Here is a 23,596-nt window from a genome sequence, read left to right as displayed (position 1 = left end):
AAGGCGCGAAGTGAACCAGCTCTCAATCTCACTCCTACCTCGGATTGTCACGATCCTCGGCAAAGTGCTTGAATGGATCACGATCTCGCTGATGGTGCTTCTGACCATCGTCGTGATTTCGGCGGTGATTGCACGTCTCTCGGGCCAGAGTTTTTCGTGGTATGACGAAGTCGCCGCGATCATGCTCGCCTGGATAACCTACTACGGCTCGGCGCTCGCTGCGCTTCACCGTCGTCACATCGGGTTTGACACGGTGCTTCTGGCGATGCCGGTCAAGGCGCGTCTGGCGGCCCTGCTGGCGGGCGAGGCAATCGTGTTGATCTTCTTTGTGCTGATGGCGCGAGCCGGGCTTCAGGTTCTTGAAGTTCTCGAAGGCGACACGCTGATCTCACTGACCTGGGTTCCGGTTCAATTCACCCAGTCGATTATCCCGATTGGCGCGATCCTGTTCATCCTGTGCCAGCTTCTCAGCCTGCCGAACTACTGGAAAGTCACCGCTGACGGCATTTCGCTGGAACACGCGGAGATCGAGGAAGAGGTCGAGGCCGAGATGATCAAGAACAAGGATCGCTCCTGATGTTGATGGCTGCGATCTTCTGCGCACTGCTGGCGATGATCTGCATCAATGTGCCAATTGCGGTTGCGCTGGCCATGTGCGGCGTGATCGGCCTCCTGGCGGTCGAGGGCACAGGCAGTTTGGTCACGATTGCCTTGGACATGTATGACGGATCCACCAAGTTTTCGTTGATTGCGATTCCGATGTTTGTGTTGGCCGGTGCCATCATGAACGCGGGCGGGATCACGGATCGGCTGATCAACTTTGTGTCCGCCATCATCGGGTTCATCCGCGGCGGTCTGGCGATGGTCAACATTGGCGTGTCGCTGTTCTTCGCGGAGATTTCGGGATCGGCTGTAGCGGACGTCGCTGCAATGGGCTCGATTCTGATCCCGCAAATGAAAAAGCGCGGCTACTCGAAGGAGTTTTCCGCCGCTGTCACCTCGTCCTCTGCCTCGCTGGCGATTATCATCCCGCCTTCGATCCCCATGATCCTTTATGCGGCTTCGGCCAACACCTCGGTCGAGCAATTGTTTGTGGCCGGCGTTGTGCCGGGGCTCCTGGGTGCTGCCGGGTTGATGGGCGTCGCCTATGCTTTTGCGAAACGCTATGACTATCCGGTAGAAGAGGCGTTCAATCTGCCGCGCGTACGCGAGACGTTCAAGGACGCATTGCCCGCTTTTGCGTTGCCGGTGATCATCCTGGGCGGGATATTCGGCGGGTTTGTCACCGCAACAGAAGCCGCAGGGTTGGCCGTTCTTGCTGCGCTTGTCGTCTCTGCCTGGTATCGCAATTTGAACCTGGCACATTTGCGCCGAGCGATGCTCGATGGCGGCATACAAACCGCCGTGGTCATGCTTTTGGTCGCCGCATCGGTTCTGATGGGCGGTTTCCTAACCCGTGCGCAGATCCCTCAGCAACTGGCGGAAGCGATCTTGTCCGTGACCGCTCAGCAATGGGCGATCTTGCTGATCCTGAACTTCTTTTTTCTGATCATCGGGTTCTTTCTGCATTCGGCGGCCGCGATCATTCTGGTTGTCCCGATTGTGATCCCATTGATCTCCGCTGCGGGCATCGATCCCGTGCATTTTGGTCTCGTCGTCACCCTGAACCTGGCGATTGGTCAACAGACACCGCCGGTCGCCTCCGTTCTGATCACGTCCTGCTCTGTGGCGCGGGCGAACATCTGGGCCGTGTCGAAAGTGAATATCTTCTTTGTCGCGGTCCTGCTGGCGGTGCTGATGCTCTGCACTTACGTACCGGCGGTGCCGATGTTCCTCGTTGAGTACTTCTACCGATGACCGAAGAGCTTACGCAACATCTGGAAGAAGGCGTCTTGTGGGTGGCGTTCAATCGCCCGCAGTCGCGCAATGCGCTCACATTTGCGATGTACGACGGGCTCGCAAATCTCTGCACGTCGCTGCCAACCGACGGATCGGTCCGGGCCATCGTTCTTTCCGGCAAGGGTGGAAAGGCGTTCGCGGCCGGCACCGATATGAGCCAGTTCCGCGATTTCAAGACTGCGCAGGACGCGCTGGACTACGAAGCCCGGATCGCACAGGTGCTGGACGACCTGGAACGTTGTCCGGTACCGACGATCGCAGCGATCAATGGGGCTTGCACAGGCGGCGGGGCCGCGATCGCGGCGGCGTGTGATCTGCGTATTACCTCAGCCAGCCTCAAGTTCGGGTTTCCCATCGCACGCACCTTGGGAAACTGCCTTGCCAGCGACAACCTTGCCCGCCTGTCGGATCTGATGGGAGCAGGCCGTGTTCGCGAAATCATCTTCACTGCGCGGCTGATCCTGGCTGAAGAAGCCCAGGCGATAGGCCTGGTGAGTGAGGTTCTCCTGGATGAGGCGTCCCTGATGGTGCGCGCCAGGGAACTGGCACAGTTGGTCGGCACTATGGCACCCCTGACCTTGCGTTCCACAAAAGAGGCCATGCGTCGCCGGCGTGCCGCGATTGCGGTGGAAGACGATGACCTGATCGCGATGTGTTACACCAGCGACGATTTCCACATCGGTATCGATGCATTCCTGAGCAAATCCAGACCAAAGTGGACCGGGAAATGACGAACGCCACCGGCCCCTTGACCGGTATGAAGGTCATCGAGCTTGCGCATATCATGGCGGGTCCGGTGTGTGGCCTGATGCTGGCGGACATGGGCGCGGATGTCATTAAGGTGGAAAAGCCGCAAGGCGACGATTCCCGCCGGTTCGTCCCCCCCGAGATTGAAGGCGAATCCGCGGCCTACATGATGATGAACCGCAACAAGCGGGGCATAGCGCTGAACCTCAAGGACCCGTCGGCACGAGACGTATTGCACAAGCTCCTGTCAGATGCGGATGTCGTGATAGAAAACTATCGCTTGGGCACAATGGAGCGACTGGGTCTTGGCTATGACGATCTGGCGGCAATCAACCCGCGCCTGATCTATTGCGAAATCTCCGGGTTTGGGCGCAGCGGCCCCTACGCGGAGCGCGGCGGTTTCGACTTGATTGCCCAGGGCATGGCCGGCCTGATGTCGATCACCGGCGAGGGACCGGGGCGTCCGCCGGTCAAAGTGGCCGCACCGATATCAGACATCAATGCCGGTATTCTGGCGGCCATGGGTGTGAGCGCGGCTTACGCAAATGCGTTGAAGACCGGCCGCGGTCAAAAAGTTGACACGTCGCTTTTTGAGGCCGCGATCGTGCAAACATACTGGCAATCGGCGATCGCTTTTTCCACCGGTGAAAATCCTCAACCGCTTGGCTCCGCGCATCCGCTCAATGCGCCTTACCAGGCCTTCGCGACCAGCGACGGCTGGATCAACGTTGGTGCCGCGAACCAGCGCAACTGGCTCCGTCTGCTGGATGTCATTGAAACGCCTGAGCTTGATGCCGACCCGAGGTTTGCGTCGAACCTGGCGCGGATGCAAAACCTGCCTGCGCTCGTCGAAATCCTGAATGAAAAACTGCGGCGGGACACGACCGCCAACTGGTTGGCCAAGATGGAAGCAGCGGCGCTTCCAGCCGGTCCGGTCCTGGGCATTCTGGAAATGCACGAGGACCCTCAGGCGGTCGCGCGTGATATGATCGTGGAGACGAAGCACGCCATCGCGGGCAATGTCAAAACCATTGGACACCCGGTCAAATTCAGCAAAACACCTGCCAGAGTTGCCAAAGCCGCGCCGGTGTTGGGACAACATAGCCGAGAGGTGTTGGAACAGGTTGGGTATGATCAGGAAACGGTCGCGAGCCTGATAGCAAGCGGAGCGGTCATAGCGGCGTAGGCCGCCCATAGGCCAAGATGAACATGTAGATCGGGGGTCGGAGTGAAACTTGCTTTGGATACAGCGCAGAAAATTGTCTCGGCCGCTTTGGACTGGCGGCGCGTCCATGGGATGAAGCCCATTACGGTAGCTGTTCTTGACAGCGGAGGATTTTTGATGGCGCTGGCCCGCGAAGATGGCACCAGCAATCTGCGTCCGGACATTGCGCAGGGCAAGGCGCGGGGGGCGATCGGCATGGGGCTCGGCTCGCGCGCCCTGTTTGAACGGGCAAAGTCACAGCCCTATTTTATCCAGGCAATGAACAGCATTGCCGAAGGATCGCTGGTGCCGGTTCCCGGTGGCGTTTTGATTAAAGAGGACGGCCAGGTCCTCGGGGCAGTAGGAATAACCGGTGACTCGTCCGACAATGACGAAACCTGCGCAATCGCAGCAATTGAGGCCGCCGGATTTACAGCAGACGGAGGCTGATCACCGCCCAAGCTGGCGCGAACGGTCAGGCCGCCCAAGCGTCAGGCTTGCCAGCCAGGAATGCTCTGAAAGCACAAGTCGGTGTGATCGGGCTCCCGCAACCCATAAAACAACCCGGCCTCGCGCCGGGCTATTTGATTTGAGACGTCGTCAATTTTACGAGACTAAGTGCTGATAGTCGCTGTTGTGAGACTTCCAACAGCGCCCTGACGCAAGACCTGAGTTAGTGGCAGAGGCAATGCGTGATCGGTATTTTTACGCCTTCACGTCACAGGCTCTAAAGAGTATTCGCAGTAAAGCGCGTTTGAATGGGCATGATCGCGGCGCCGATTGCGAGAGCGTTAGGTCCAAACCGGCTCCCTGTCACCGACAGGTCAGCCGAGATCTCCGTGCGGATACGCGATACCAGTTCATCCATGACAGCCGTTGGAACCGGAGCCGACAGGATCATTTCCGGAACGCTTGCGAACGTTGCGAGATCCTGCACAAGATCGGCGGCCTTTGAGACAACCTGTTTGATCCAGCGCTGGATACCCAGATCGTCCTGCGTCACGACATTTTCCAAGTTCTGGGCCGTAAGCGCCCAAGTCTGACAGTCGCAGATTGGAATTTGAGGTTTTGAACCAGTATAGATCCGGCCTCCAAGGATAAGCCGCGGCTTAAGATCTTTGGAGGCGTAGCAAAAGAGCAGATCGTCCATACGCTTGGCTTGGCCATAGAGTGTTTCGGCGCTGGCGGCGGCAGTCACATCGTCTTGGATGACGACTTCCAGGCCGGAATGCGCGCGCAGGTCCTGTTCAAAGTCGAAAGTCAGGACGGCTTGTTCCTGTTCCTCTTCAGCTTCAAAACGCTGGGGGAATGTAAGCCCGATTCCGGCGACGAGGGCTTTCTGCGTGGCCGTCAATTCACCGAGAAGCATGTCCACCATTCCAATCAGCGCATCACGCACATTCTGGACGTTGAAGGTGGTGAGGGTGTTTCGCTTTTGAGCGACGGGTGACCCCACGAAGTTGATGATTGTCGCCTCGATTGCGTGACGATCGACATGCAGTCCGATCGAAAACGCGCCATTGGGATTCAAGCTGATGGGTGTGGTTGGAGGCCCGATCCGACCCCGGACCGCTTCGCCCTTGCTGACCAGGTTGTCGCGCTCAAGTGCCCTGACAATGACGGAGATCGTCTGTGCGGACAACCCGCTTTCCTGACCGAGCTGAAGCCGTGTCATGCCGTCGTGCTGCAGGAGAAGGGACATGATCAAACGTTCATTGAAGCTGCGCGCCAGAACCTGGTTCATGCCACCCGGATGTTCTGCGACACGAACGGTTGGTGGCGGGGCAAAACGCATATCCGGCAAAAGTACGGCCTCCAGCTTTGAAATCAGAACTCGCGAAACGCACCTCGGGTTCGAGGCGTGACTTCGCCCTATGGCGTATCACGTTTGGGTATCTGGAACGGGATGCGTTTTTCGCGTCCGGCCTTTTCTTCCCACGGTTTAGTCAGTTTAGTTCGGCCAGCCAATGGCCGCGATCTCCTCGGCAATTGCGTGACCCAGGTCTTTGTGAGCCTGGACATCGAGATGAAAGCCGTCCTCGTCGCTGGAGTTGACAACAAGACCCGCATCGAAAAAATGCACTTCGTGGGCTTCGGCGATCCGTTCATATTCACGTGCCAGTGCGCGTGATTTTTCCTGAGCCCCCAGAAACACATCCGACCATTCTTTCAGGTCAAGAGCGGTCGGCGGCGGCGCGACAATCAGAATTTCGGGGATCTTGCCGTCAACGCCGGCGGGCATGGCCTTGATGTCGGTCACAAGTGCTCCGATGCCCATGGCGATTTCACATGGGGTTTTGTTGAAACGCACTTTCAGATCGTTGGTTCCGAGCATGATGATGATCAGATCAAGCGGTTTGTGGCTCATGATGCAGGGCCGAAGATAGGTCCGGCCATTCTTTTCCGGACCTTCGATTTCGTCGTTGCTGACGGTGGTTCTTCCGCTCAGGCCTTCTTCGATCACAAGCCATTCGTTGCCGATAAGACCTCTCAGCACACCAGGCCACCGAACGTCATGCGGGTATCGGTCATCCGGTTTGCTGGCGGTGGTTTGTCCATACGTGTTGGAATCTCCATAGCACAACACCGATCGCATACCGCCTCCAAAGGTTTATTTATTTTCAATAAGATAGGCAGTCAAATCGTGAGTGCCAACGGAATCCAGCCTAGAAGCGGATCTTCAATTGGTCAATAGTAATTCATCGTGAATAATTATTGACACAAGAGTAATTTCCATGCTCATCATGATGAACAGGCGCACGGATGCGGTCAAAATTCGCCTTGTCTGTGTCGTCGGATCACGGGAGGATCAGATGAAACTTTTCAAATCAGTCCTGGCAGCTGCCGCTGTCACAATCGGCCTCGGCGTTGCGTCACCTGCAGTGTCCAACGACGAAGGGCCGATACTGGTCGTGAGCGGTCCGTTGTCCTGGCCGTTTTTTGCCGCGGTGAAAAAGGGCTTTGACGACGCCGCCGAAATTTTCGACGTCGACTACCAGTATATTGCGGTCACGGACACGTCGAACATGACGAGCGACTACCCCAGACTGCTGCAGCAAGCGATCAGCCGCGAGCCCAAAATGCTGCTCGTCGGCGAGTTCTTTCCCGACGGCATGGATCCGTTGATCAAGGAGGCGACCGCCGCCGGTATTCCCGTCCTCATTCACAATTCCGGCCAGACCCTTTGGGAAGGCAACGGATCGATCGGCTTTGTTGGCGAAGACCCTTATCAGATGGGCTACAAGGCAGGTCAGATCCAGGCGGACGCCGGCGTCACAACGGGCCTGTGCTTCAACCAGGTTCCGGGAAATCCGACGGTTGAAGAGCGGTGCAATGGCTATGTTGCTGCCATGAAGGAAGCCGGAAAGGAAACCATCTACCAGACCATCGGGACGGGAGATGCAACCAACCCGCAGGCGATGACGCAGGCGATCAAGGGCAGCCTGCAGGCAAATCCACAGATCGACGGCATCTATACGCTGAATGCGGTTCCTGCAATGTCGGCCTTGCGTGCCGTGGACGAAGTCGGACGGAAGGGCGAGATCATGGTCGGAACGGCAGACCTGTCCAATGAAGCTCTCCTTGCCATCAAGAATGGAGACCTCGCCTTTGCCATGGATCAGCAGCCTTATCTGCAAGGCTTCATGTCCATCCAGATTGCCCACCAGTACCTGAATTACGGCCTGCATCCGATCGGACATGTCAAGACCGGACCATTGGTGATCGACAGCTCCAACGTGGACGAAACGCTGAAGGTCAACAAGGAACACGCAGGAGTTCGCGGCGCCTCCTAGGCGCCGCAAGGCCCGGCTCGGGCCCTCAGACGAAGCTCACCTGGAGAAAGATGTGCTCAGGAATTTCATGAAGCGGCCCGAGGCGGGGGCTTTCGCAGCGTTTCTCATCACCTACCTATTTTTTGCTCTCGCAACGCCCGGAACGGGGTTCGTGTCCGTGAATGGCACGGCCGGATGGCTCAATCTGGCTGCCGAATTGGGAATTGTTGCGATTCCGGTGGGCCTCTTGATGATTTCGGGTGAGTTTGACCTGTCGATCGGGTCGACTGTCGGGGCCGCGTCGATGATCCTGGCGCTTGGAACCAACCAATACGATTTGCCGATCTGGCCGATGGTGTTGCTGGCACTGGCGGTAGGAGCTCTGATCGGGCTCGCCAACGGCCTCGCAGTCGTCAAGACCAAACTGCCGTCATTCATCGTAACCCTGGCAACAAATTTCATCGTGATCGGCGCAACAATGGGCGTCTCGCGCCTGATCGCCAATGTCACATCAAGTTCGATAGTGGCTTCCGACAGCGCAAAGTTTGTTTTTGCGGCGCGTTGGGGCCAGGCCAATATCTCCATCCTCTGGTGGCTTCTCGTTGCATATATCGGTTACCGGGTTTTGAGCCGCAGCGTCTTCGGTAACTGGATCTATGCGACAGGTGGAAATCTGGACGCGGCCCGGGGGGCAGGTGTTCCGGTGCAGCGGGTCAAGATCAGTCTGTTCATCGCGACCGGACTTGCCGCCGCGCTGGTCGGGATTCTTCAAGGCGTCCAATGGAATTCAGGTAACGCGACCTACGGCATGGGCTTCGTGTTCCAGGCACCGATTGTCGTTGTTATCGGCGGCGTTCTCCTGACCGGCGGCTATGGCAGTGTCACCGGCATCGTTCTGGGCACGGCGTTGTTCGGTGTCATATCCAGCGGCATCTTCTACACCGGCTGGAACACGGACTGGATCCAGTTGTTCCTTGGTCTTCTGCTTGCGGCGGCTGTTCTCGCCAACAACTATGTTCGCCGGCTGGCGCTTTCGAGCAAATAGGAGCGACAATGTCTCAGCCTCTCATGGAATTGCGCGACGTCGACAAGTATTTTGGCTCCACCGAGGCCTTGAAAAAAGTGTCGATGCAGGTCGAGCCGGGCAAGATCCTTTGCCTTCTGGGTGACAACGGTGCCGGCAAGTCGACCCTGATCAAGGTCCTCTCCGGCTATCACCAGCCAACGTCAGGAAAACTGATGTTTGAAGGCAAGCCAACCAGATTTGCGACGCCGCGCGAAGCGCGCCAGCGCGGTATCGCGACAGTCCATCAGGATGTCGGGTCCATCCCGCTTATGAGTGTTGGCCGCAACTTCTTTCTGGGCGCTGAACCTGTCAAAGGCCGTTGGCCGTTTCGAAGCATAGACACCCGGCTTGCCAACGAAGTTGCGGTGGATCAGATGCAGAAATTCGGTCTCACCCGCGTGACCAGCGGAGATCAACTCGTCGGAACCATGTCCGGTGGTGAACGCCAGGTTCTGGCGATCGGGCGGGCGATGTATTTTGGTGCCAAGATGCTGATCCTCGATGAGCCGACATCGGCCCTGGGTGTCAAGGAAGCCGCAATGGTTCTGAAGATGATGAGGATTGCGCGTCAAAACGGTGCAGGCATAGTCTTCATCACGCACAACGCGCGCCACGCCATGAGCGTAGGCGACACTTTCGTTGTTCTGATCCAGGGAGAAGTCGCAGCGTCATTCAATCGGGGAGAAAAGTCTCGCGAGGAAGTTCTCAATCTCATGGCCGGCGGCGAAGACATGAGCGAGCTCGAAGAAGATCTTGAACAGATTGATTGACATTGCAGCGCGTGGAAAATGGGCATTCCGTTTCCCTGTATTCGCCTCATTAAAAAGCGTTCCCAGAAAATCCCTGCTGCGATCATCGCGGTGAAACCAGGCGCTGCTGAAATCGACAGTTTTGAACTGAAAAACTGTTGTAACGAGTTCTTGGAAGCACCAAACGTCAAAGCCCTGGTATGATCAGGCTCCCGCAACCAATCAAAAACAGCCGCCCTTCTTGAGCGGCTTTTTTGTTGGTTAGGTCTGTCAGAACATTACCGGACAAAACGGTATGCGCGTAAGAGAGCGCTTCTCGTCTATTGAGCGCGTACGCTATTCAGGATGTCCTCGAGTTTGGTTTCGATCGACTGGAGGGTTTCGGGGCTCAAAGTGTCTTGATTGGCCGCTGAGGCTTCCAGTTCCGCCGACAATTTGCGGAGCCGCTTGTGCAGCTGCGTGACGGCCGATTCAAGGTTCTTGACCTGAAGCGAAATCCGGTCGACTGCGGCGCTGTTGCCGCTCACGGGTGCGACCTCCTGCTCAAGCGCTTTGAGCCGGCCCGTCTGTTTCAAGAAGGCTGTGTTGATAAGCTTGATCTGCTGCTCGATGCGGTCCGGCACGGGCGGCGTGTCACCCCAGGCAAGCATTGGGGCGACATCTTTCTTCAGTCTAGAGATGCGGCCCGTCTGGTTGACGAGACCTTTCACGATCTGGTCGATCTCGGCGCGCAGAGCCGGGTTGATGCCCTTGGTGGCCTCGGGATCTGACAGCGGGGAGGCACCGTCAAGTTCTGCGACCTTCTTTTCCAGTTCCGAAACACGCTGTTGGAGCGCGGCGTCTGCCTTCAAAGTGCCATCGCCGGGAGATCGCAAGACCGGGACAAGTCCGATTGCCGTGGCCACCACCAGTGCCGAGACGGATATGGCAACGGGAATCCAGTTGTCCTTCAAAAACGTTTTCATGACGGCCCTTCCTCCCGGCAGCTGCAGCCGGTTCAAGTCATTGCTATCGGGCAGGAGCAGACGCGTGAATTCAAGTTCAAGCGTTTCGATCGTGTCAAATAAAAGACTGAGCGCAACGTAGCAATATTGCTCGTTATTATCGTTTGCGTGATTTGCGGGGACCTTCTTGGAGAAGCACGAGGCCGGTTCTGAAACCGCCTCAGCAAGCAACAATTGGGAGGCCCGCGCGTGTCTTTCGCAGTCGACTCCTTGTTTATAGGAATACTGCAGGCATCGCCGCTTATACTGGCCGCGATTGGCTTCACGCTTATCTATTACCTGAACGGCTTCATCAACTTTGCCTACGGTGAAGGCATCACATTTGGCGCCTATTTCGCCTCTCTGTTCAACGTGGCTTTTGGCCTTAGCTTTTACATCTCCATTGTTCCCGCAGCCATATTGAGCGGGCTGCTGAGCGTCGCGACCTATCTGTTCGTTTTTCGTCCGGCCATGCAGCGCGGCATCAAGCCGTCCGAGCTGATTATTCTGTCGGTCGGTCTTTCCTTCGTCCTCAGATATGGACTGATTCTTCTAGTCGGCGCGGAAAACGTCTATATGGACGAGCCGCCGATCGAGTTTTTCAATCTGATCGGCGTCGGCGCGACCAGTTTACAGCTTATCGCTCTCATTCTTGTCGCAGCGTTCGCATTCAATCTCTACTGGATCATCTATCACACCGGGTTCGGCGAAAAGGTCCGGGGGCTTGCCGACAACCCGGAATTGGCCCGCGTCTGCGGCATCAACCCTCATGAAGTCTCCGTCAAGGTATGGTTTGTCGCAGGTGCCGCTGCGGGACTTGCCGGAATTTTTCAGGGCGTTTTCGCTCTCGTCAATCCCCTCATGGGTTGGAACCTGATCCTGATCACGGTCATGGTTTCGATCATCGGGGGCGTTGGCAGCGTGCGAGGGGCTTTGATAGCCGCTGTTGTCGCAGGCGTTCTGACGGCCGCCATCACACTTCTCACCAAACCGCTTTATGCGGAAGTGGCCCTGCTTGCAGCCTTCATTCTGATTCTTTGGCGCCGCGGCGCGCGGGTTGTCTGACATGGCGTATCTCGTATTTTCACTTTCGTTGCTGCTCATTTATGTCGGACTGGCGCTCGCACTGCACATTCAGTTCGGATTGCTTGGTATTCCGAATTTCGGCGTTGTCGGGTTCTGGGGGCTCGGCATGTATGCAATGGGCGTCTTCCAGGTTCAGCTCGATCTCTCCTTCGTCGACGCGATCGTTCTGTCCGTTGCCTGTGTCGCCGCGGCGTCATGGGTCATAGGGCGACTGGTCCTCAGGCTTGATGCACAGGGGATCCTGTGCGCCACAATTGCCTTCAGCGCGATCGTCGCGCTGCTCATTGTCACCGAAAAATGGATGACGATGGGTGTTGTCGGATTGGGGACCATCAAGTATCCGGTGCGGATCGGTGGTGCGACGGAGTACCTCTATTTCTTTTTCCTCATAGCAGTGGTCGCCGCCTTGCAGCTGTTCACGCTGCGGCTGCACAAATCGACCACCGGCCGGCTTTTGCTGGCCATAAGAGACAATGAAGAAGTTGCGGCGTCGCTCGGCAAGGACACTTATGCGGTCAAGACATTCTGGTTCGTGATCACATGTATCGCCATGGGACTTCTGGGCGCGCTGTCAGCGCCGCTCAATCAGTTCCTGACCCCGAACATGATCGTCCCGAGCGTCACATTTGCCGTCTGGATTGCGTTGGTACTGGGCGGCAAGGAACACTCTCTAGGTGCGGTCGTCGGTGTTTTCATCACCTTCGGGATATTCGATATCCTGATTGAGACTTATGCACCGGTCACCCCCGAGCTTGCGGTCTATGTTCCCAATTTCAAGCTGTTCGTTTATGGGCTCCTGCTCGTTGGCGTACTCATGTTCAAGCCGGTGGGCCTGCTCGATCCGGGTCTGCCGCCCGAAGCCGTGATCGGCAAGGGGATCGAGGGTGTGCGCACCGGTGTTGCCCTTGGCCGCCGGCTTGTGGCGTCCTCGGTCTCAACAGCAAAGACAACGTCGGGGACCACAGGCAAGACCGGCAGCAGCAGTTCCGGACCTGACGAAAGTCCCGCTGTCACTGCAACAGCTGAACCCGGCGCGAGCGCTCCGGAAGCGGATGGCATTTCCCAAGCCAAAGACCCAACGCCGGAGAAACCGTCATGAAGCTGACCGCCTCCGGCCTGTCCAAGTCCTATACGGCCCACCCGGTTCTCAACATCCAGGAAATTATGTTCGGCGGCCACGGTATTGAAGGTCTCATCGGTCCGAACGGTGCCGGGAAGTCGACATTGCTCGGGTGCCTGACCCGGCGCATTCCACCCACGACCGGGTCGGTCACCTTTGAAAGAGATGGTCAGGACCATGACCTGATTTCCCTGTCGTCGCACCAGGTCGCGCAGCTTGGCCTGGTCAAGACCAATCAGAGGATTCAGGGATTTGAGAGCCTGACCATTCGCGACCAGCTGCGCATGGCGGCGACACCTCCGCAGCGCGAAGGCTGGCGCTTTTCGTGGAAACCAGATCCGGGCGATCCTGAGCTCGAAGCAACGATTGACGGGCTCCTGGACCGGTTCCCGTTTTCCAACCCTGACGGATTTGCCAAGTCCGGTGGAGAGAAAAAACTCGTCGACATACTACGCTGCCTGATCGTCAAGCCGAAGATGTTGCTGATGGATGAGCCGGCGGCAGGGTTGCCGGACGAAATTACCCAGGAAGTCATGGGACTCGTGCGTTCTATGGTTGAGGAGGGCGAACTTGTCGTTCTGATCATCGAACATGACCTGGAGCTCATCTGGAACAATTGCGACTACGTTCACTTTCTTTCCGAAGGCGAACTCCTGTTTCAGGGAGACCCGGACGAAGTGAAGAACAACCGCGTCGTCGCCGAAAAGTACATGGGAGTTTGAGCATGCTCGAAGTCTCGAATCTCGGCAGTGGATACGGAGAGGTTCAGGTCTTGTACGACCTGGACTTCGACATTGGCAACGAAGTCTTTGCAGTCTTGGGTGCCAACGGTGCTGGAAAGACCACACTGTTGAAAACGCTGGCAAAATTACTCCCGGTTCGGACTGGCCGCATGGGTTGGCGCGGGAATGACGTGACCGCCGTACCTCCTTACGAGCTTACCGCGATGGGTGTCGCCTACGTGCCGCAGGAGGGCAATGTCTTTCCGAGATTGTCGGTGGCGGAAAACCTGTCGCTCGGCGCGCTTGTGGGCACCCGTCCCAGGGAGGAGCGGCTTGACGAAATCTATGCGCTGTTTCCCCGGCTCGCCGAGCGAAAGGATCAGGCTGCCGGAAGCCTGAGTGGCGGAGAGGGCCAAATGCTTGCCGTCGGCAGGGCCTTGATGCAGGAGCCCGAAATCATCCTGCTCGACGAGCCGTCTGCCGGTCTGGCACCGCTTTATGTCGACGTTTTGTTCGAGACCATCGCCGAAGCGCGGCGAACCAAGGGCGTCACCATCGTTCTTGCCGAACAAAACGCAGTCAAAACCCTTGAAATTGCTGACCGTGTGCTCGTGTTGAGCCTCGGCAGAATTCTCATGCTCAAGGACGCAAAGCAGCTGAGCATGAAGGAGCTGATGCAGGCCTATCACATCTGACATCAGTCGTTGAACGGGCTGAAACCCCGATGGGAGGAGGATGACATGAAACTGAACAGGTTCTTTGTATCGACAGCACTGGCCCTGGTGCTCAGCGCGGGCAGTGTGTCCGCTCAGGACATCAAGGTAGGTCACCTGACATATCACACGGGAGAATACGGCGGATTTGGCGAGTTCTTCGACGCGGTGACCGACTTCGCGCTTGAGGTTATCAACCAGGATCCGCCGCTTGGACGCAAGCTCGTGCCCATACATCAGGACATTGGCACCATCGGTGAAGCGCGCGCCGCGCGAAAGCTGGTCGATAGCGAGAACATCGACATTCTTCTGAATGCCGCGCACAACTACATGTCCTACAGGGACTACATCCTGGAGAAGGTCAAAGCCGACAAAGGGCCGCTTTTGCCCTCGGTCCACGGTGGCGCTATCGAGGCCGAGTTCGGTGGAAATGCCGAGGAGCCGCTGTTCCGTGGGTCGCCCATGGATTCCGCTCAAGGCTCTGCCGCGCTGTTGCACGCGAAAAACGCCGGCAAAAACTCCGTCGTCTTCGTCGCGACAGAGGCCGCTGGGTCGCAGCTTCAGAAAAATGCAGCGATCAAGGCCGCCGACAAATTGGGGATCGAAGTCCTGGACAGCATCGATATCCAGCCCAACCAGTCGAATTACCGGAGTGTGGTCAGCAAGATCGCCAACCAGAACCCAGAGGCCGTGATCGTGTTTTCCGCCCCCTCTGATGGCGGTGCATTTGTCAAAAACGCGGCCGAGGCCGGAAATTCCTGGTTCATCATCGGCACGTCCGAGTGGCAGGAACCGGGCTTTATCCAGACAGCGTCACAGGCAGCGGTCGGCAAGCATGAGGCGGTCGTACTGGCTGCATTTTCGAATGCCGGAGGACCTGCCTGGGACTTTTATGAGCCGACGGCAAAGGACTCAAAATACATCGATAAGATCGGCGACGCGGGCAATTCCTACGCGATCCAGTACTACGATCTGCTCGTGGCGTCGGCTCTGGCCATCGAAAAGGCAGGCAGTCTGGATTCCGAGGCGTGGGTTGCAGCGATGTATGATGTCACCGGTGGTGATGGCAAAGTGGTCCACACATATGCAGACGGCCTTGCCGCAATCCGGGCCGGCGAAGAAATCAACTACGACGGCGTGACGGGAACGATGGACTACACCGACACCGGTGTGCCCGCAGGCATTTACGGCATCTTCCGCTGGACCGGCGAGGATACTTTGGAGCAAGTCGCGGAAGCGGACGGTAAGGCTGTGCTAGAACTCGACCAGTAACATAGCAAGACGGGCTCGCGATCGTCGTCCGCGAGCCCGTTTATTTTTTGAAGCGCAATGATTAAGTAAGCAAAATCAAATTATTTGAATAGAATTAAATTGTAAAAATCGTTCAGATAGATTTTCTTGTCAAAAACAAAGAAATGTCTTTCTTTAAAAAACTTACCCCAGGAACCGTTTCCCGGGCGGTTCCTTGGGGCTGATAAATTTCTGCTTCGCAACAATACTCAAAAACGATATTTCGGGATTTAAGTAAACTGTTTCTTAAATTTAACCTTAAGATTGAATCCCCGCCTCTGAACTGTTCATTTGTCCGTGAACGAAAAGCCACTTTCAGCACCAACAAGCGCAACAGCTGCTGACAGGACTTTTTGCACGAACGGCACACCACGACCAATTGTTAGAAAACACCGTTCGCTTGCAGCGACAAATACCGCTTATGTCGGCCCCCTTGGCTTTTGTTGGACACGCGGCAGCCAAATCGCAAGGTTCTGCGCCGGAACTGTCCGTCAAAATACGCCAGGAGGCTCCACAATATGCCCAAGGCCATGCCGACGCTGATCAAGCGCTACATCGATGCCTACAATGCAGGCGATGTGGACCGGATGCTGGCGTGCCTGTCACAGGATATCCGCTTCACCAACATTACAGGTGGCAAGGTGACTGCAGAGGCGTCAGGGTCCGCTGATTTCCGCACCATGGCGGAAACGGCGTTGCGTTCGTTTTCCAGGCGTCATCAGGAAATTACAAACGTGATTACCGTCGACGAAGTAACGCTTGCCGAGATTTCCTATTCGGCGACGCCTGCACTGGACCTTCCGAACGGCTGGAAAGCCGGTTCAGGTGTCTCGCTCAACGGAGCGTCGCTGTTCGAGGTCAAAGACGGGCTCATCGCGAGGCTGACGGATCAAAGCTGAGGCCGATGGGAAAGGAACAACCGACTTGAACTGGGATGATCTTCGGATATTGCTCGCCCTGATAAGGTCCGGCTCACTGACACGGGCATCAGTTATGCTAGGCATTGATCAGTCAACCGTAGGCCGCCGCCTCTCCGCATTGGAGGCTGCTCTTGGAGCAACGCTGTTCTTGCGTTCGAAGTCGGGGATAATTCCAACGGAAGTCGGCGAGAAACTGATCGCGGATGCAATGGAAATCGAACGGCGCGCGGAGCGTATTTCTCAGGTGGCGGCATCACCGGTGGACGAACCGGCAGGTGAATTGCGCATTCTGGGCGATCACTGGGTTCTGGAGCACCTTGCCGAGCACTTCCTTCCGAGCCTTGCGCATATGTATCCCAAACTGACGGTTTTCCTGTTGTCTGGATGCCCGACGACGGCATCGTGGTCGGCAGCAACGATATCGCTCTGGTTTGAAGATCCGCCGCAGATGGGAGAATTTTCCATAAAGCTCGTTGACGTGCCGTTTGCGCTATATACGCCTGCGAAGTGCGACCCTGCCGGACTGGGGTGGATTGCCATGCGTGACACCAGCGGCGCGCGGCGCGCGCCGGCCAGATATCTTGAAAAGATCAAAGAGCGTGACGAGCCAATTCGCCTTGTGGGCAACGATCCGCGTCTCCTGCTCACCGCAATCCGGCAGGGTCTCGGCAAAGGCCTGTTACCGGTCCCGCTCGCGGACATGGATCCTGGGCTTCAACGTCTTGAGGGTGCTCGCAAAGAGATCGACCGCGCACTGCACCTGCATGTTCACCCTGACACCGTACAGTTCCCGAGGGTTCAGACGGTGATCCGTGAATTGCGTGAAAGCGCACAGGACCTGTTCGGCAAGTCGCATGAAACCAAAGGAACGCGGCTGAAAACAGAGCGCCGGCTGCGGCGCAATGAATGCGCGGCATAACGGTTCGGCATCTCCGCGGTGCTGCCCGGCAAGTCCCCTTGATCCGTGGCCCGGAGCCATTCTGCCGGCCCGCATTCATCAGGTGTTTGTGCAAGACCCGCCTGCAGGCATGCGTATTGCCGCCCGGCCTTCGCATCAATAGAATTTAGATCGATCTTGCGCAGTAAATGCGCGCAAAAATGACCTTACGAGAATTGAAAGCTGGGAGTGGAAAAATGACCTTGAGCCAGGAGGAAATCGACCTCATTCGGACATCCTTTATTTCCCTTTCGGCCAACCTGCAGCACGCGGGTGACGTTTTTTATGAAACACTTTTTGAAATCGCACCACAAACACGCGGCCTTTTCCTCCAGGACATGTCTTCTCAGTCTGTGAAACTCATGAGCACTTTGGGCCTTGTGGTCTCCCAACTTCAAAACGCCGGCGAACTCGAACCGATCGTCAAGGATCTTGCCCTGCGGCATCTGGCCTATGGCGTTGAAAAAGAGCACTATTTTCTTGTCAGGGAAGCATTGGTGACGATGCTGAGGACTGTGTTGGATGCGTCGCATTCCGAGGATGTATTCGTGGCCTGGACACGTGCCTACGATAGTCTTGCAGATGTCATGATCGAAGCTGCCTACCCGGAGCGGCCGCTCAAGATGCATGCTTGATTGTGCGAGACTGCTGCCTTGTTCGGTGATGAAGCAACTGGTGCACATCCAACCGATACTGGGTCAGCTGATCGGAGTAGTTTCATCTAGCGACAAGGTGGGTTGCGCGCAGTGATGTTGCGCCACCCTGGGCGAAAGCCGACGAAGTCTCAGAGGACAAATAGCCCTGACCTTCGGGTGTCGGAATGCAGCCCCTAAGCTGCGTTTCGCCGCGCGCCCGATGCAGTGCAACGCGTTCCGCTGAATGAACCGCATTCCAACGGCAAACGATCCAGTACATAGCGGATGTGTCTTAAGCCGCCGCCAATACCTCAATCTCGATCAGCCAGTCGGGCCCGACCAGTCCCGCGACGATCAGCGTTGTGACGGCTGGAGGATTGGGCGAGTGCCAGCGGGTCTGCCGGATTTCCGATAGCTCCGCGAGATCTTCTGCCCTCGTCACAAAATAGGTGACCTTCAAAATGTCATCGAGCCCCAACCTGTGGGCATCCAGCAGAGCTTCGACATGATCCATGGCCTGTTGGCACTGACCGGCAAAGTCGGGCGCGACAGTACCGTCCTTTGCAACACCGACCTGCCCGGAGAAGGCAACCAGTGTCTTGAGGTGATCAAGACGGGTCGAATGAGAGTAGATACCGGCATACTGATCGGGCACTGCGCGCAGCGTCGAGGGGTTCAAACGTTCAATCATGGTTCGCAAATCCAACTTGTCACACTTTGGCGGAAGTTAGCCGGGTCGGCGGCGGCAGGACCAACAAAAAACAAATGCGCTGTGACAAGCCGATTTTATTCCACAGCGTCCAGAAATGTGCCGACTTCACGGGCAAGCCATGTCCGGAACGCCTTGATCTTGGGGGTGTTTCTGAACGCGTGGGAATACGTGATCCAGTAAGCTGTCCCGTCGCTGCAACTGATGTCGAACGGGCGAATCAGCTGACCGTTCCTGATTGCATTTTGAAAGAGAGCCGGGGTGACCATGGCAACACCGTGGCCGGCGATGGCAGCCGTCGCTTCCAGGACCTGCGGGCCGAAAGTCTGGCTGGGAAGGTCGCCAATGTCGCTGGCATCGATTCCAACCGCATCAAACCAGCGGGCCCACCAGGGGTCGAGACCGCCAAGGATGGGCAGCTTGAGGAGGTCTTCCGGACGCGCAATCCCTCCGATGCTCTCGGCGAGGGCCGGGCTCAGCATCGGCGTGAATTCAACATCGATCAGCTTGTGGCATTCAAGATCGGGCCAATCCCCGCGGCCGCTTCTGATGGCGACATCGATAATACCGGAATGAAAGTCAACCAGTGTATCGCTCACTTCCAGCCTTACGGCGATTCCTGGGTGTGTGATCTGAAACTGCCCCAGTCTTTCGGCCAGGAAATTTGTCGCAAAAGTCGGAATGACGCTCATCGTTAGCGTCCCCTGCGCATTGCCTTGGGCCTCGGCAAAGGCGTCCGCAATCAAATTCAGGGCATCGCCCGTCTTCTTGGACAAAACCCTGCCGACCTGTGTCAGTTCGACACCTCTTGGTTTGCGGCGAAACAGGGGTTGGCCGACACGCTCCTCAAGGATCTTGATCTGGTAGCTGACGGCGGCCTGGGTCAGACCTAACTCGTTGCCCGCACGTGTAAAACTGCCGTGGCGGGCAGCGGCTTCGAATGCCCTCACGGCGGCCAGCGGAGGAAGCTGCGAACGAGCCATTCATAAATCTCACTAATGGATGCACAGGCCGGATTTGTTTGATAAAGCGCAGTTTATCCCGAGAATCCTATGAAGTAATGAGAAAAATGGATCTCGAACATGTCGACCAGAATAACGAAAGCTATCAATAAGATTAAGCCATGTGCATGGCGACAATTTTTCCAATTCACAAGACGCGCGAAATCCCGAGCGCATATTCGAAGCCTGTCAGACCATCTAAGGACGGATATTGGACTGACCCGTGAAGACACCGCAAATGCCAGAGATAGAGCGTATGTGCGCTTCGATCACTGGCATTAGGAGAAGTGTGTTTTTGCCTTAAACCGGGTGAAAGACCGCCGCAAAGAACAGGCAGACAAGCTGTCGCGGACCCTGCATTTGACACAGGTTAGTCGATGTCCCGCTTTGAAATGATGCGGTCGATCAGGCCCCAATCGAGTGCTTCTTCAGGTGTCATGAACCTGTCGCGTTCAAGGGCACTTGCGAATTCATCGAAGTTGCGATTGCAGTGCGTCGCATAGAGATCCGTCATCCGTGCCTTGGTACGCTGGATCTCCTCGGAATGAATGAGCATGTCCGTTGCCTGCCCTTGAAAACCGCCCGAAGGCTGATGGATCAGGATATTGGCATTCGGGAGTGCGGAACGTTCGCCGGGTTCTCCCGCCATGAGAAGGAACGAGCCCATCGACCGGGCGGTTCCCATGCAAAGCGTGTGTACCGGGGCCTTGATGAATTGCATCGTGTCATACATCGCAAATCCGCTGGTCACGATGCCGCCCGGTGAATTGATATAAAACTGTATCGGCTTCTTCGAACTTTCAGCTTCCAGAAAAAGCAATTGAGCGCAGATGAGAGCTGAGACCGTGTCGTTGACTTCCCCATTCAGGAAGATGATCCGGTCCCGCAACAACCGTGAAAAGATATCGAATGATCTTTCGCCGCGGTTTGACTGTTCGACCACCATCGGGACGAGCTGCATCGTTTCGCGCATTGGCGAATTCCTTTCCGTCTCGGGATTGCGTACTGAGTGGGCGGTCAGGCGGCCAGCATCAGCGCCACGCCGTTTTCGTTCGCGGCATCTGTGCTCCGCAGGCTCTCCGGCTGTTCGATCAGTCTATGAATGATCCTGAACACCGTATTGCCGCCCGCCTCCGGCTCGATCTGAAACGTGACCGTGCTTTCAAGAAAGGGCGGCTGACGTTCCTGCATGACGAAGCTGATTTCGCGGTCCGGAACAATTGAGCTTGGATGAGGCTCTTTCAGGTCGGAACCGGGCAGCCACCGTTCGCGCAACTCGGATTGACTGATCGCGCGCCAGACCTTCTCTGGTGGGGCGTCGAGTACGCATTCGAAGGCCAATTCGGGTTCGGGTGTATCCAGGTCTGTCTCGCTCACTGGTCCATTTCCTTCAGCAGGTTGTTCAGATCGTCAATTCTTGCCGGCCAGTAGGCGCGGTACTTCGTCATCCATTTTGCAATGAGCTGCAGCCCCTGGGGATTGACCTCGTAATTCGTGAAGCGCCCGCGCCGTTGCGTGAGAACAAGACCGGCTTCCCGCAAGACGGCAAGGTGCTGCGACATGGCCGGCTGACTGATCGTCATGCCCTCGCGCAAGGCGCTCGCATTCAGTCCGCCATGCGCAAGCTTCTCGAAAATCTCGCGTCGTGTCGGGTCCGCCAGGGCCCGGAAGATATCGTTCTCAGTCATGTCAATACATAAGCAGATACTTATCTGATTCGCAATTGATTTTCGAAACCCAGCCTGAAGGTGCGTTGCTCAGAACAGCCAAGAATGTTGAAAAATTTCAAGATAGTTGAGATATTTCAATATCTTAAGGCTGCAAGAATTGTGACGTGCGTTGATGCAAGACCGTCCTGCACAGGCTCGGCTTCTTGCGCGTTGGCTGCGTCTCTATCTCCTGCCCGAACCTGAACCAGCCGCTGGCCGATTGCGGCGGTCCAGACGCGCTGTTGTGACTTCACCCTGGCTCTTTCTGAGTGGTGCCCGGAAACCCGACCCGCAAACGGAGTATCGGATGAGTTTTTTCAATTTTCATTTGCGAAACCTTGGTTTTGCCGTCGCGCTGGCCGCGACACCTGTCACAGCGCAGGATCAGTCGATTGAGGCATGTCTCGCGGAACCGAAAGCACCTTGCGTCGACGTCTTCATCGAGTCCTTGATGAATGATCTCGAACAAAAGCCGGAACGTGCGCTGGAAGGCGAACACGTTTCACGTGTCGCGAACATGCTTGCCTTCTCGCCCCGCCTCGACCAGGCCGCGCAGCTCGCTCAGTATCTGAATGATTTCGGTCGGGGCCAAACGCTGGCGCGGATCGCCTCGCGTCATGCCATTTTGGGTGAGATTGATGAAGCTCGGCGGGTGATGCAGCAGGTCACCGCAACGCATGACCTCGACAACATTCGTCTGGAGCTTTCGCTTGCAGAGACAAAGCGTGGTGACTTGGCAGCGGCGCGGAAGGTCATCAGCGAGATTGAGGCCCAGCCGATTCGCGACGGTGCCCTAAGCGCGTTGGCTGACCATCTGATCGACAAGAAGGACTTTGGAGCCGCGATTGGCACGACCAGGCAATCGACCGATCCAATGCTTCAATCCTTTGTCCTGGCGCGAGTGGTGACGCACTCCGATGAACCAAAGTGGATTGATCAGGCTATTGAAGTAACCAGGCAAATTGAAGATCCTGCTGCTCGTGTCCGCGGGATTGTGCAGCTGGCCGTTGTGCTGACCACAGAGGATTTGGAGCCACGGGCGCTTGCGTTATTCGATTATGCCGAGGCGTTGGTTCAAAACCTGCAAGACGATGATTCGCAGAAGCAGGCTCTCCGGGCTACGGTCTATGCACGCATGGTCGAGGCAGGCTTGCTCGAACGGGCCTTGCCGGCCGTCGAACTGCTGGACAGCGTCAGAGAGAAAACCAACCTGCTCACATTTATCGCTCTGCAATACGAAAAGCGCGGTGACGCGGTTTTGGCGGAACGATTGTTCGAACAAAGTATAGCTGCAGCGCTTGATGTCGGTGATGCGGAAGCGCGCGATAAAGAGCTTGGCTTCGTTCTCTCGCGCTTGTCGCGTATGAATATTCCCTTGCGCGAATCGGCACCCATGCTTGCCGGAAAAATCGAAGACCCCAAGAAAAGGGGTGAAACAATCGTCCTGCTTGCAATGAAGTTCGCGCAGCTCGACCGTTTCGGATTTGCCGAAAGGCTGATGCGCCCGATTGAACATCAGACGGTTCGTGTAAATGGCCTTATGAACCTCGCCTGGTTGCTCGCGCAAAAGGAGCGGGAGGTTCAGGCAAAAGCTATCTACAACGATGTCATCACGGAAATCGAGGCATCGGGTGGCTTGGGTGCTTTGCAAATGCGTACCAGAGATCAGGTACTTTCCACCGCGGCAAAACTCGGCGACTTTGAGCGGATACACCAAATGGCGCTTCAGATTGAAGACCGCCAGGACCGGATCATGACGCTGTCGGACATTGCGCTCGCGGCGATTGATGCGGGTCATGAAATGCAGGGTCGCGGCTGGCTGCATGATGCTGCTCGCCAGGCAAGCGGAGCGTCAAAAGAAATGAGCCGCACCGATCTTCTCTACCGGCTCAGCTTTCACGCCGACAGAATTGGCGGAATTGAGGAGATGCTCGAACTGGTAGCGTTAATTGAAGAGGGTGAAATGCGCCAGTTGTTCATTTACGAAGTCGCGCGTCACTGGCTGGGCATTTATGAGCGGGCTCCGGATGCGCGCGAGCTGATCAACCGATACGGGTCCGCAGAGACGATCAGTGCTTTCCGAGAGCGTGACATCGAGGTGACCCTGGCACGGGCGCTCATGGACGAGGGCGAGAACACCGATTGAGTGGGCGGAGGTGCCCGCAGCCGACCCGTGACGCCATTGGATGGGGCGCGGACGGCTGCGGGCACTTCTCGGTGAAAAGGTTCCAGCCAGGATAGGGAAAATTCACTATAAAGTTCGCCTGCACGTGACTGTCTGCCGAAGACTTGTGCTACTGTTTTGGGGAATTTTTACAAAGAGCCACTACTAC

26 protein-coding genes are annotated in these 23,596 nt (G+C 56.6%); 18 read left to right on the top strand and 8 right to left on the bottom strand.

The genetic code is table 11. The features are described 5' to 3' along the window. Positions 1-10 precede the first annotated feature (10 nt). The 5 genes from Q0915_RS26960 to Q0915_RS26940 are packed head-to-tail and all read left to right on the top strand — an operon-like array spanning position 11 to position 4,300. A complete protein-coding gene (locus tag Q0915_RS26960) occupies positions 11-577 on the top strand; it encodes a TRAP transporter small permease subunit (protein ID WP_299483827.1) in 567 nt (188 codons plus the stop codon). After that, positions 577-1,857 carry a TRAP transporter large permease gene (locus Q0915_RS26955; protein ID WP_197000742.1) on the top strand — a complete coding sequence of 427 codons (1,281 nt, stop codon included), beginning with the start codon at positions 577-579 and terminating at the stop codon, positions 1,855-1,857. Before Q0915_RS26960 ends, Q0915_RS26955 begins: the two co-directional genes overlap by 1 nt. Beyond that, positions 1,854-2,630: an enoyl-CoA hydratase/isomerase family protein gene (locus Q0915_RS26950; RefSeq protein ID WP_299483826.1), complete on the top strand. Its 777-nt coding sequence runs from the start codon at positions 1,854-1,856 to the stop codon at positions 2,628-2,630. The genes Q0915_RS26955 and Q0915_RS26950 overlap by 4 nt, the downstream gene beginning before the upstream one ends. Then, complete coding sequence (locus Q0915_RS26945) at positions 2,627-3,832, top strand: CoA transferase (RefSeq protein WP_299483825.1); 1,206 nt, start codon at positions 2,627-2,629, stop codon at positions 3,830-3,832. The genes Q0915_RS26950 and Q0915_RS26945 overlap by 4 nt, the downstream gene beginning before the upstream one ends. 42 nt (positions 3,833-3,874) lie before the next feature. Then, positions 3,875-4,300 carry a heme-binding protein gene (locus tag Q0915_RS26940; protein WP_299483824.1) on the top strand — a complete coding sequence of 142 codons (426 nt, stop codon included), beginning with the start codon at positions 3,875-3,877 and terminating at the stop codon, positions 4,298-4,300. Positions 4,301-4,577: 277 nt separating this feature from the next. Here Q0915_RS26940 and Q0915_RS26935 read toward each other — a convergent pair whose 3' ends face one another. Together Q0915_RS26935 and Q0915_RS26930 are read right to left on the bottom strand one after the other, a co-directional pair. Continuing rightward, entirely contained in the window at positions 4,578-5,645 is a 1,068-nt protein-coding gene (locus Q0915_RS26935; protein ID WP_299483853.1) for an ROK family protein, read from the bottom strand. Between the two features lie 156 nt (positions 5,646-5,801). Further along, entirely contained in the window at positions 5,802-6,446 is a 645-nt protein-coding gene (locus Q0915_RS26930; RefSeq protein WP_299483823.1) for an SGNH/GDSL hydrolase family protein, read from the bottom strand. Positions 6,447-6,663: 217 nt separating this feature from the next. Between Q0915_RS26930 and Q0915_RS26925 the strand changes: the two genes are divergently transcribed. Genes Q0915_RS26925 through Q0915_RS26915 form a run of 3 tightly spaced genes read left to right on the top strand, consistent with a single transcriptional unit; the run spans position 6,664 to position 9,459 of the window. Continuing rightward, entirely contained in the window at positions 6,664-7,644 is a 981-nt protein-coding gene (locus Q0915_RS26925) for a sugar ABC transporter substrate-binding protein (protein WP_299483822.1), read from the top strand. Positions 7,645-7,696: 52 nt separating this feature from the next. Then, positions 7,697-8,668: an ABC transporter permease gene (locus Q0915_RS26920; RefSeq protein WP_299483821.1), complete on the top strand. Its 972-nt coding sequence runs from the start codon at positions 7,697-7,699 to the stop codon at positions 8,666-8,668. Between the two features lie 8 nt (positions 8,669-8,676). Next, positions 8,677-9,459: an ATP-binding cassette domain-containing protein gene (locus tag Q0915_RS26915; protein ID WP_299483820.1), complete on the top strand. Its 783-nt coding sequence runs from the start codon at positions 8,677-8,679 to the stop codon at positions 9,457-9,459. 299 nt (positions 9,460-9,758) lie between these two features. On the opposite strand, the gene Q0915_RS26910 is transcribed toward Q0915_RS26915, so the two are convergent. Then, positions 9,759-10,403, bottom strand: coding sequence for a hypothetical protein (locus Q0915_RS26910; RefSeq protein ID WP_299483819.1), 645 nt, complete (start codon positions 10,401-10,403; stop codon positions 9,759-9,761). 228 nt (positions 10,404-10,631) lie between these two features. Between Q0915_RS26910 and Q0915_RS26905 the strand changes: the two genes are divergently transcribed. The 8 genes from Q0915_RS26905 to Q0915_RS26870 all read left to right on the top strand — a co-directional run bounded on the left by Q0915_RS26905 (position 10,632) and on the right by Q0915_RS26870 (position 17,844). Beyond that, positions 10,632-11,486, top strand: a complete 855-nt coding sequence (locus Q0915_RS26905) for a branched-chain amino acid ABC transporter permease (protein WP_299483818.1) — start codon at positions 10,632-10,634, stop codon at positions 11,484-11,486. Position 11,487: 1 nt separating this feature from the next. Then, positions 11,488-12,606: a branched-chain amino acid ABC transporter permease gene (locus Q0915_RS26900; RefSeq protein WP_299483817.1), complete on the top strand. Its 1,119-nt coding sequence runs from the start codon at positions 11,488-11,490 to the stop codon at positions 12,604-12,606. Next, a complete protein-coding gene (locus tag Q0915_RS26895) occupies positions 12,603-13,349 on the top strand; it encodes an ATP-binding cassette domain-containing protein (RefSeq protein WP_299483816.1) in 747 nt (248 codons plus the stop codon). Before Q0915_RS26900 ends, Q0915_RS26895 begins: the two co-directional genes overlap by 4 nt. Positions 13,350-13,351: 2 nt before the next feature. Then, on the top strand, positions 13,352-14,044 hold the full coding sequence (locus tag Q0915_RS26890; RefSeq protein WP_299483815.1) for an ABC transporter ATP-binding protein: 693 nt from the start codon (positions 13,352-13,354) through the stop codon (positions 14,042-14,044). A gap of 45 nt (positions 14,045-14,089) precedes the next feature. Next, the gene (locus tag Q0915_RS26885) at positions 14,090-15,334 is read left to right on the top strand and encodes an ABC transporter substrate-binding protein (protein ID WP_299483814.1); all 1,245 of its coding nucleotides are present in this window, start codon (positions 14,090-14,092) and stop codon (positions 15,332-15,334) included. Between the two features lie 536 nt (positions 15,335-15,870). Then, a complete protein-coding gene (locus tag Q0915_RS26880) occupies positions 15,871-16,251 on the top strand; it encodes a nuclear transport factor 2 family protein (protein WP_299483813.1) in 381 nt (126 codons plus the stop codon). A 25-nt stretch (positions 16,252-16,276) separates the two neighbouring features. Then, positions 16,277-17,191: a LysR family transcriptional regulator gene (locus tag Q0915_RS26875; protein WP_299483812.1), complete on the top strand. Its 915-nt coding sequence runs from the start codon at positions 16,277-16,279 to the stop codon at positions 17,189-17,191. Between the two features lie 215 nt (positions 17,192-17,406). Continuing rightward, the gene (locus Q0915_RS26870; RefSeq protein ID WP_299483811.1) at positions 17,407-17,844 is read left to right on the top strand and encodes a globin domain-containing protein; all 438 of its coding nucleotides are present in this window, start codon (positions 17,407-17,409) and stop codon (positions 17,842-17,844) included. Positions 17,845-18,136: 292 nt separating this feature from the next. Here Q0915_RS26870 and Q0915_RS26865 read toward each other — a convergent pair whose 3' ends face one another. After that, positions 18,137-18,535, bottom strand: a complete 399-nt coding sequence (locus tag Q0915_RS26865; RefSeq protein WP_299483810.1) for a RidA family protein — start codon at positions 18,533-18,535, stop codon at positions 18,137-18,139. Between the two features lie 95 nt (positions 18,536-18,630). Next, on the bottom strand, positions 18,631-19,536 hold the full coding sequence (locus tag Q0915_RS26860; RefSeq protein ID WP_299483809.1) for a LysR substrate-binding domain-containing protein: 906 nt from the start codon (positions 19,534-19,536) through the stop codon (positions 18,631-18,633). A gap of 99 nt (positions 19,537-19,635) precedes the next feature. Here Q0915_RS26860 and Q0915_RS32130 point away from each other — a divergent pair, with 99 nt between their 5' ends. After that, complete coding sequence (locus Q0915_RS32130) at positions 19,636-19,836, top strand: DUF1127 domain-containing protein (protein WP_366525340.1); 201 nt, start codon at positions 19,636-19,638, stop codon at positions 19,834-19,836. A gap of 88 nt (positions 19,837-19,924) precedes the next feature. Here the strand turns inward: Q0915_RS32130 and Q0915_RS26855 are convergent, their stop codons facing one another. The 3 genes from Q0915_RS26855 to Q0915_RS26845 are packed head-to-tail and all read right to left on the bottom strand — an operon-like array spanning position 19,925 to position 21,260. After that, positions 19,925-20,527 carry an ATP-dependent Clp protease proteolytic subunit gene (locus Q0915_RS26855; RefSeq protein WP_299483808.1) on the bottom strand — a complete coding sequence of 201 codons (603 nt, stop codon included), beginning with the start codon at positions 20,525-20,527 and terminating at the stop codon, positions 19,925-19,927. A 44-nt stretch (positions 20,528-20,571) separates the two neighbouring features. Next, positions 20,572-20,931, bottom strand: a complete 360-nt coding sequence (locus tag Q0915_RS26850) for an SRPBCC domain-containing protein (RefSeq protein WP_299483807.1) — start codon at positions 20,929-20,931, stop codon at positions 20,572-20,574. Next, a complete protein-coding gene (locus Q0915_RS26845) occupies positions 20,928-21,260 on the bottom strand; it encodes a metalloregulator ArsR/SmtB family transcription factor (protein ID WP_299483852.1) in 333 nt (110 codons plus the stop codon). The genes Q0915_RS26850 and Q0915_RS26845 overlap by 4 nt, the downstream gene beginning before the upstream one ends. A gap of 310 nt (positions 21,261-21,570) precedes the next feature. Between Q0915_RS26845 and Q0915_RS26840 the strand changes: the two genes are divergently transcribed. Continuing rightward, positions 21,571-23,409: a hypothetical protein gene (locus Q0915_RS26840; protein ID WP_299483806.1), complete on the top strand. Its 1,839-nt coding sequence runs from the start codon at positions 21,571-21,573 to the stop codon at positions 23,407-23,409. Positions 23,410-23,596: the final 187 nt, after the last annotated feature.

Source organism: uncultured Roseibium sp. (genome assembly GCF_947494555.1).
In the GTDB taxonomy this organism is placed as follows: Bacteria; Pseudomonadota; Alphaproteobacteria; order Rhizobiales; family Stappiaceae; genus Roseibium.
Note: the sequence above shows the minus strand (reverse complement) of the source record. Positions and strands in the feature narration are given on the sequence as shown.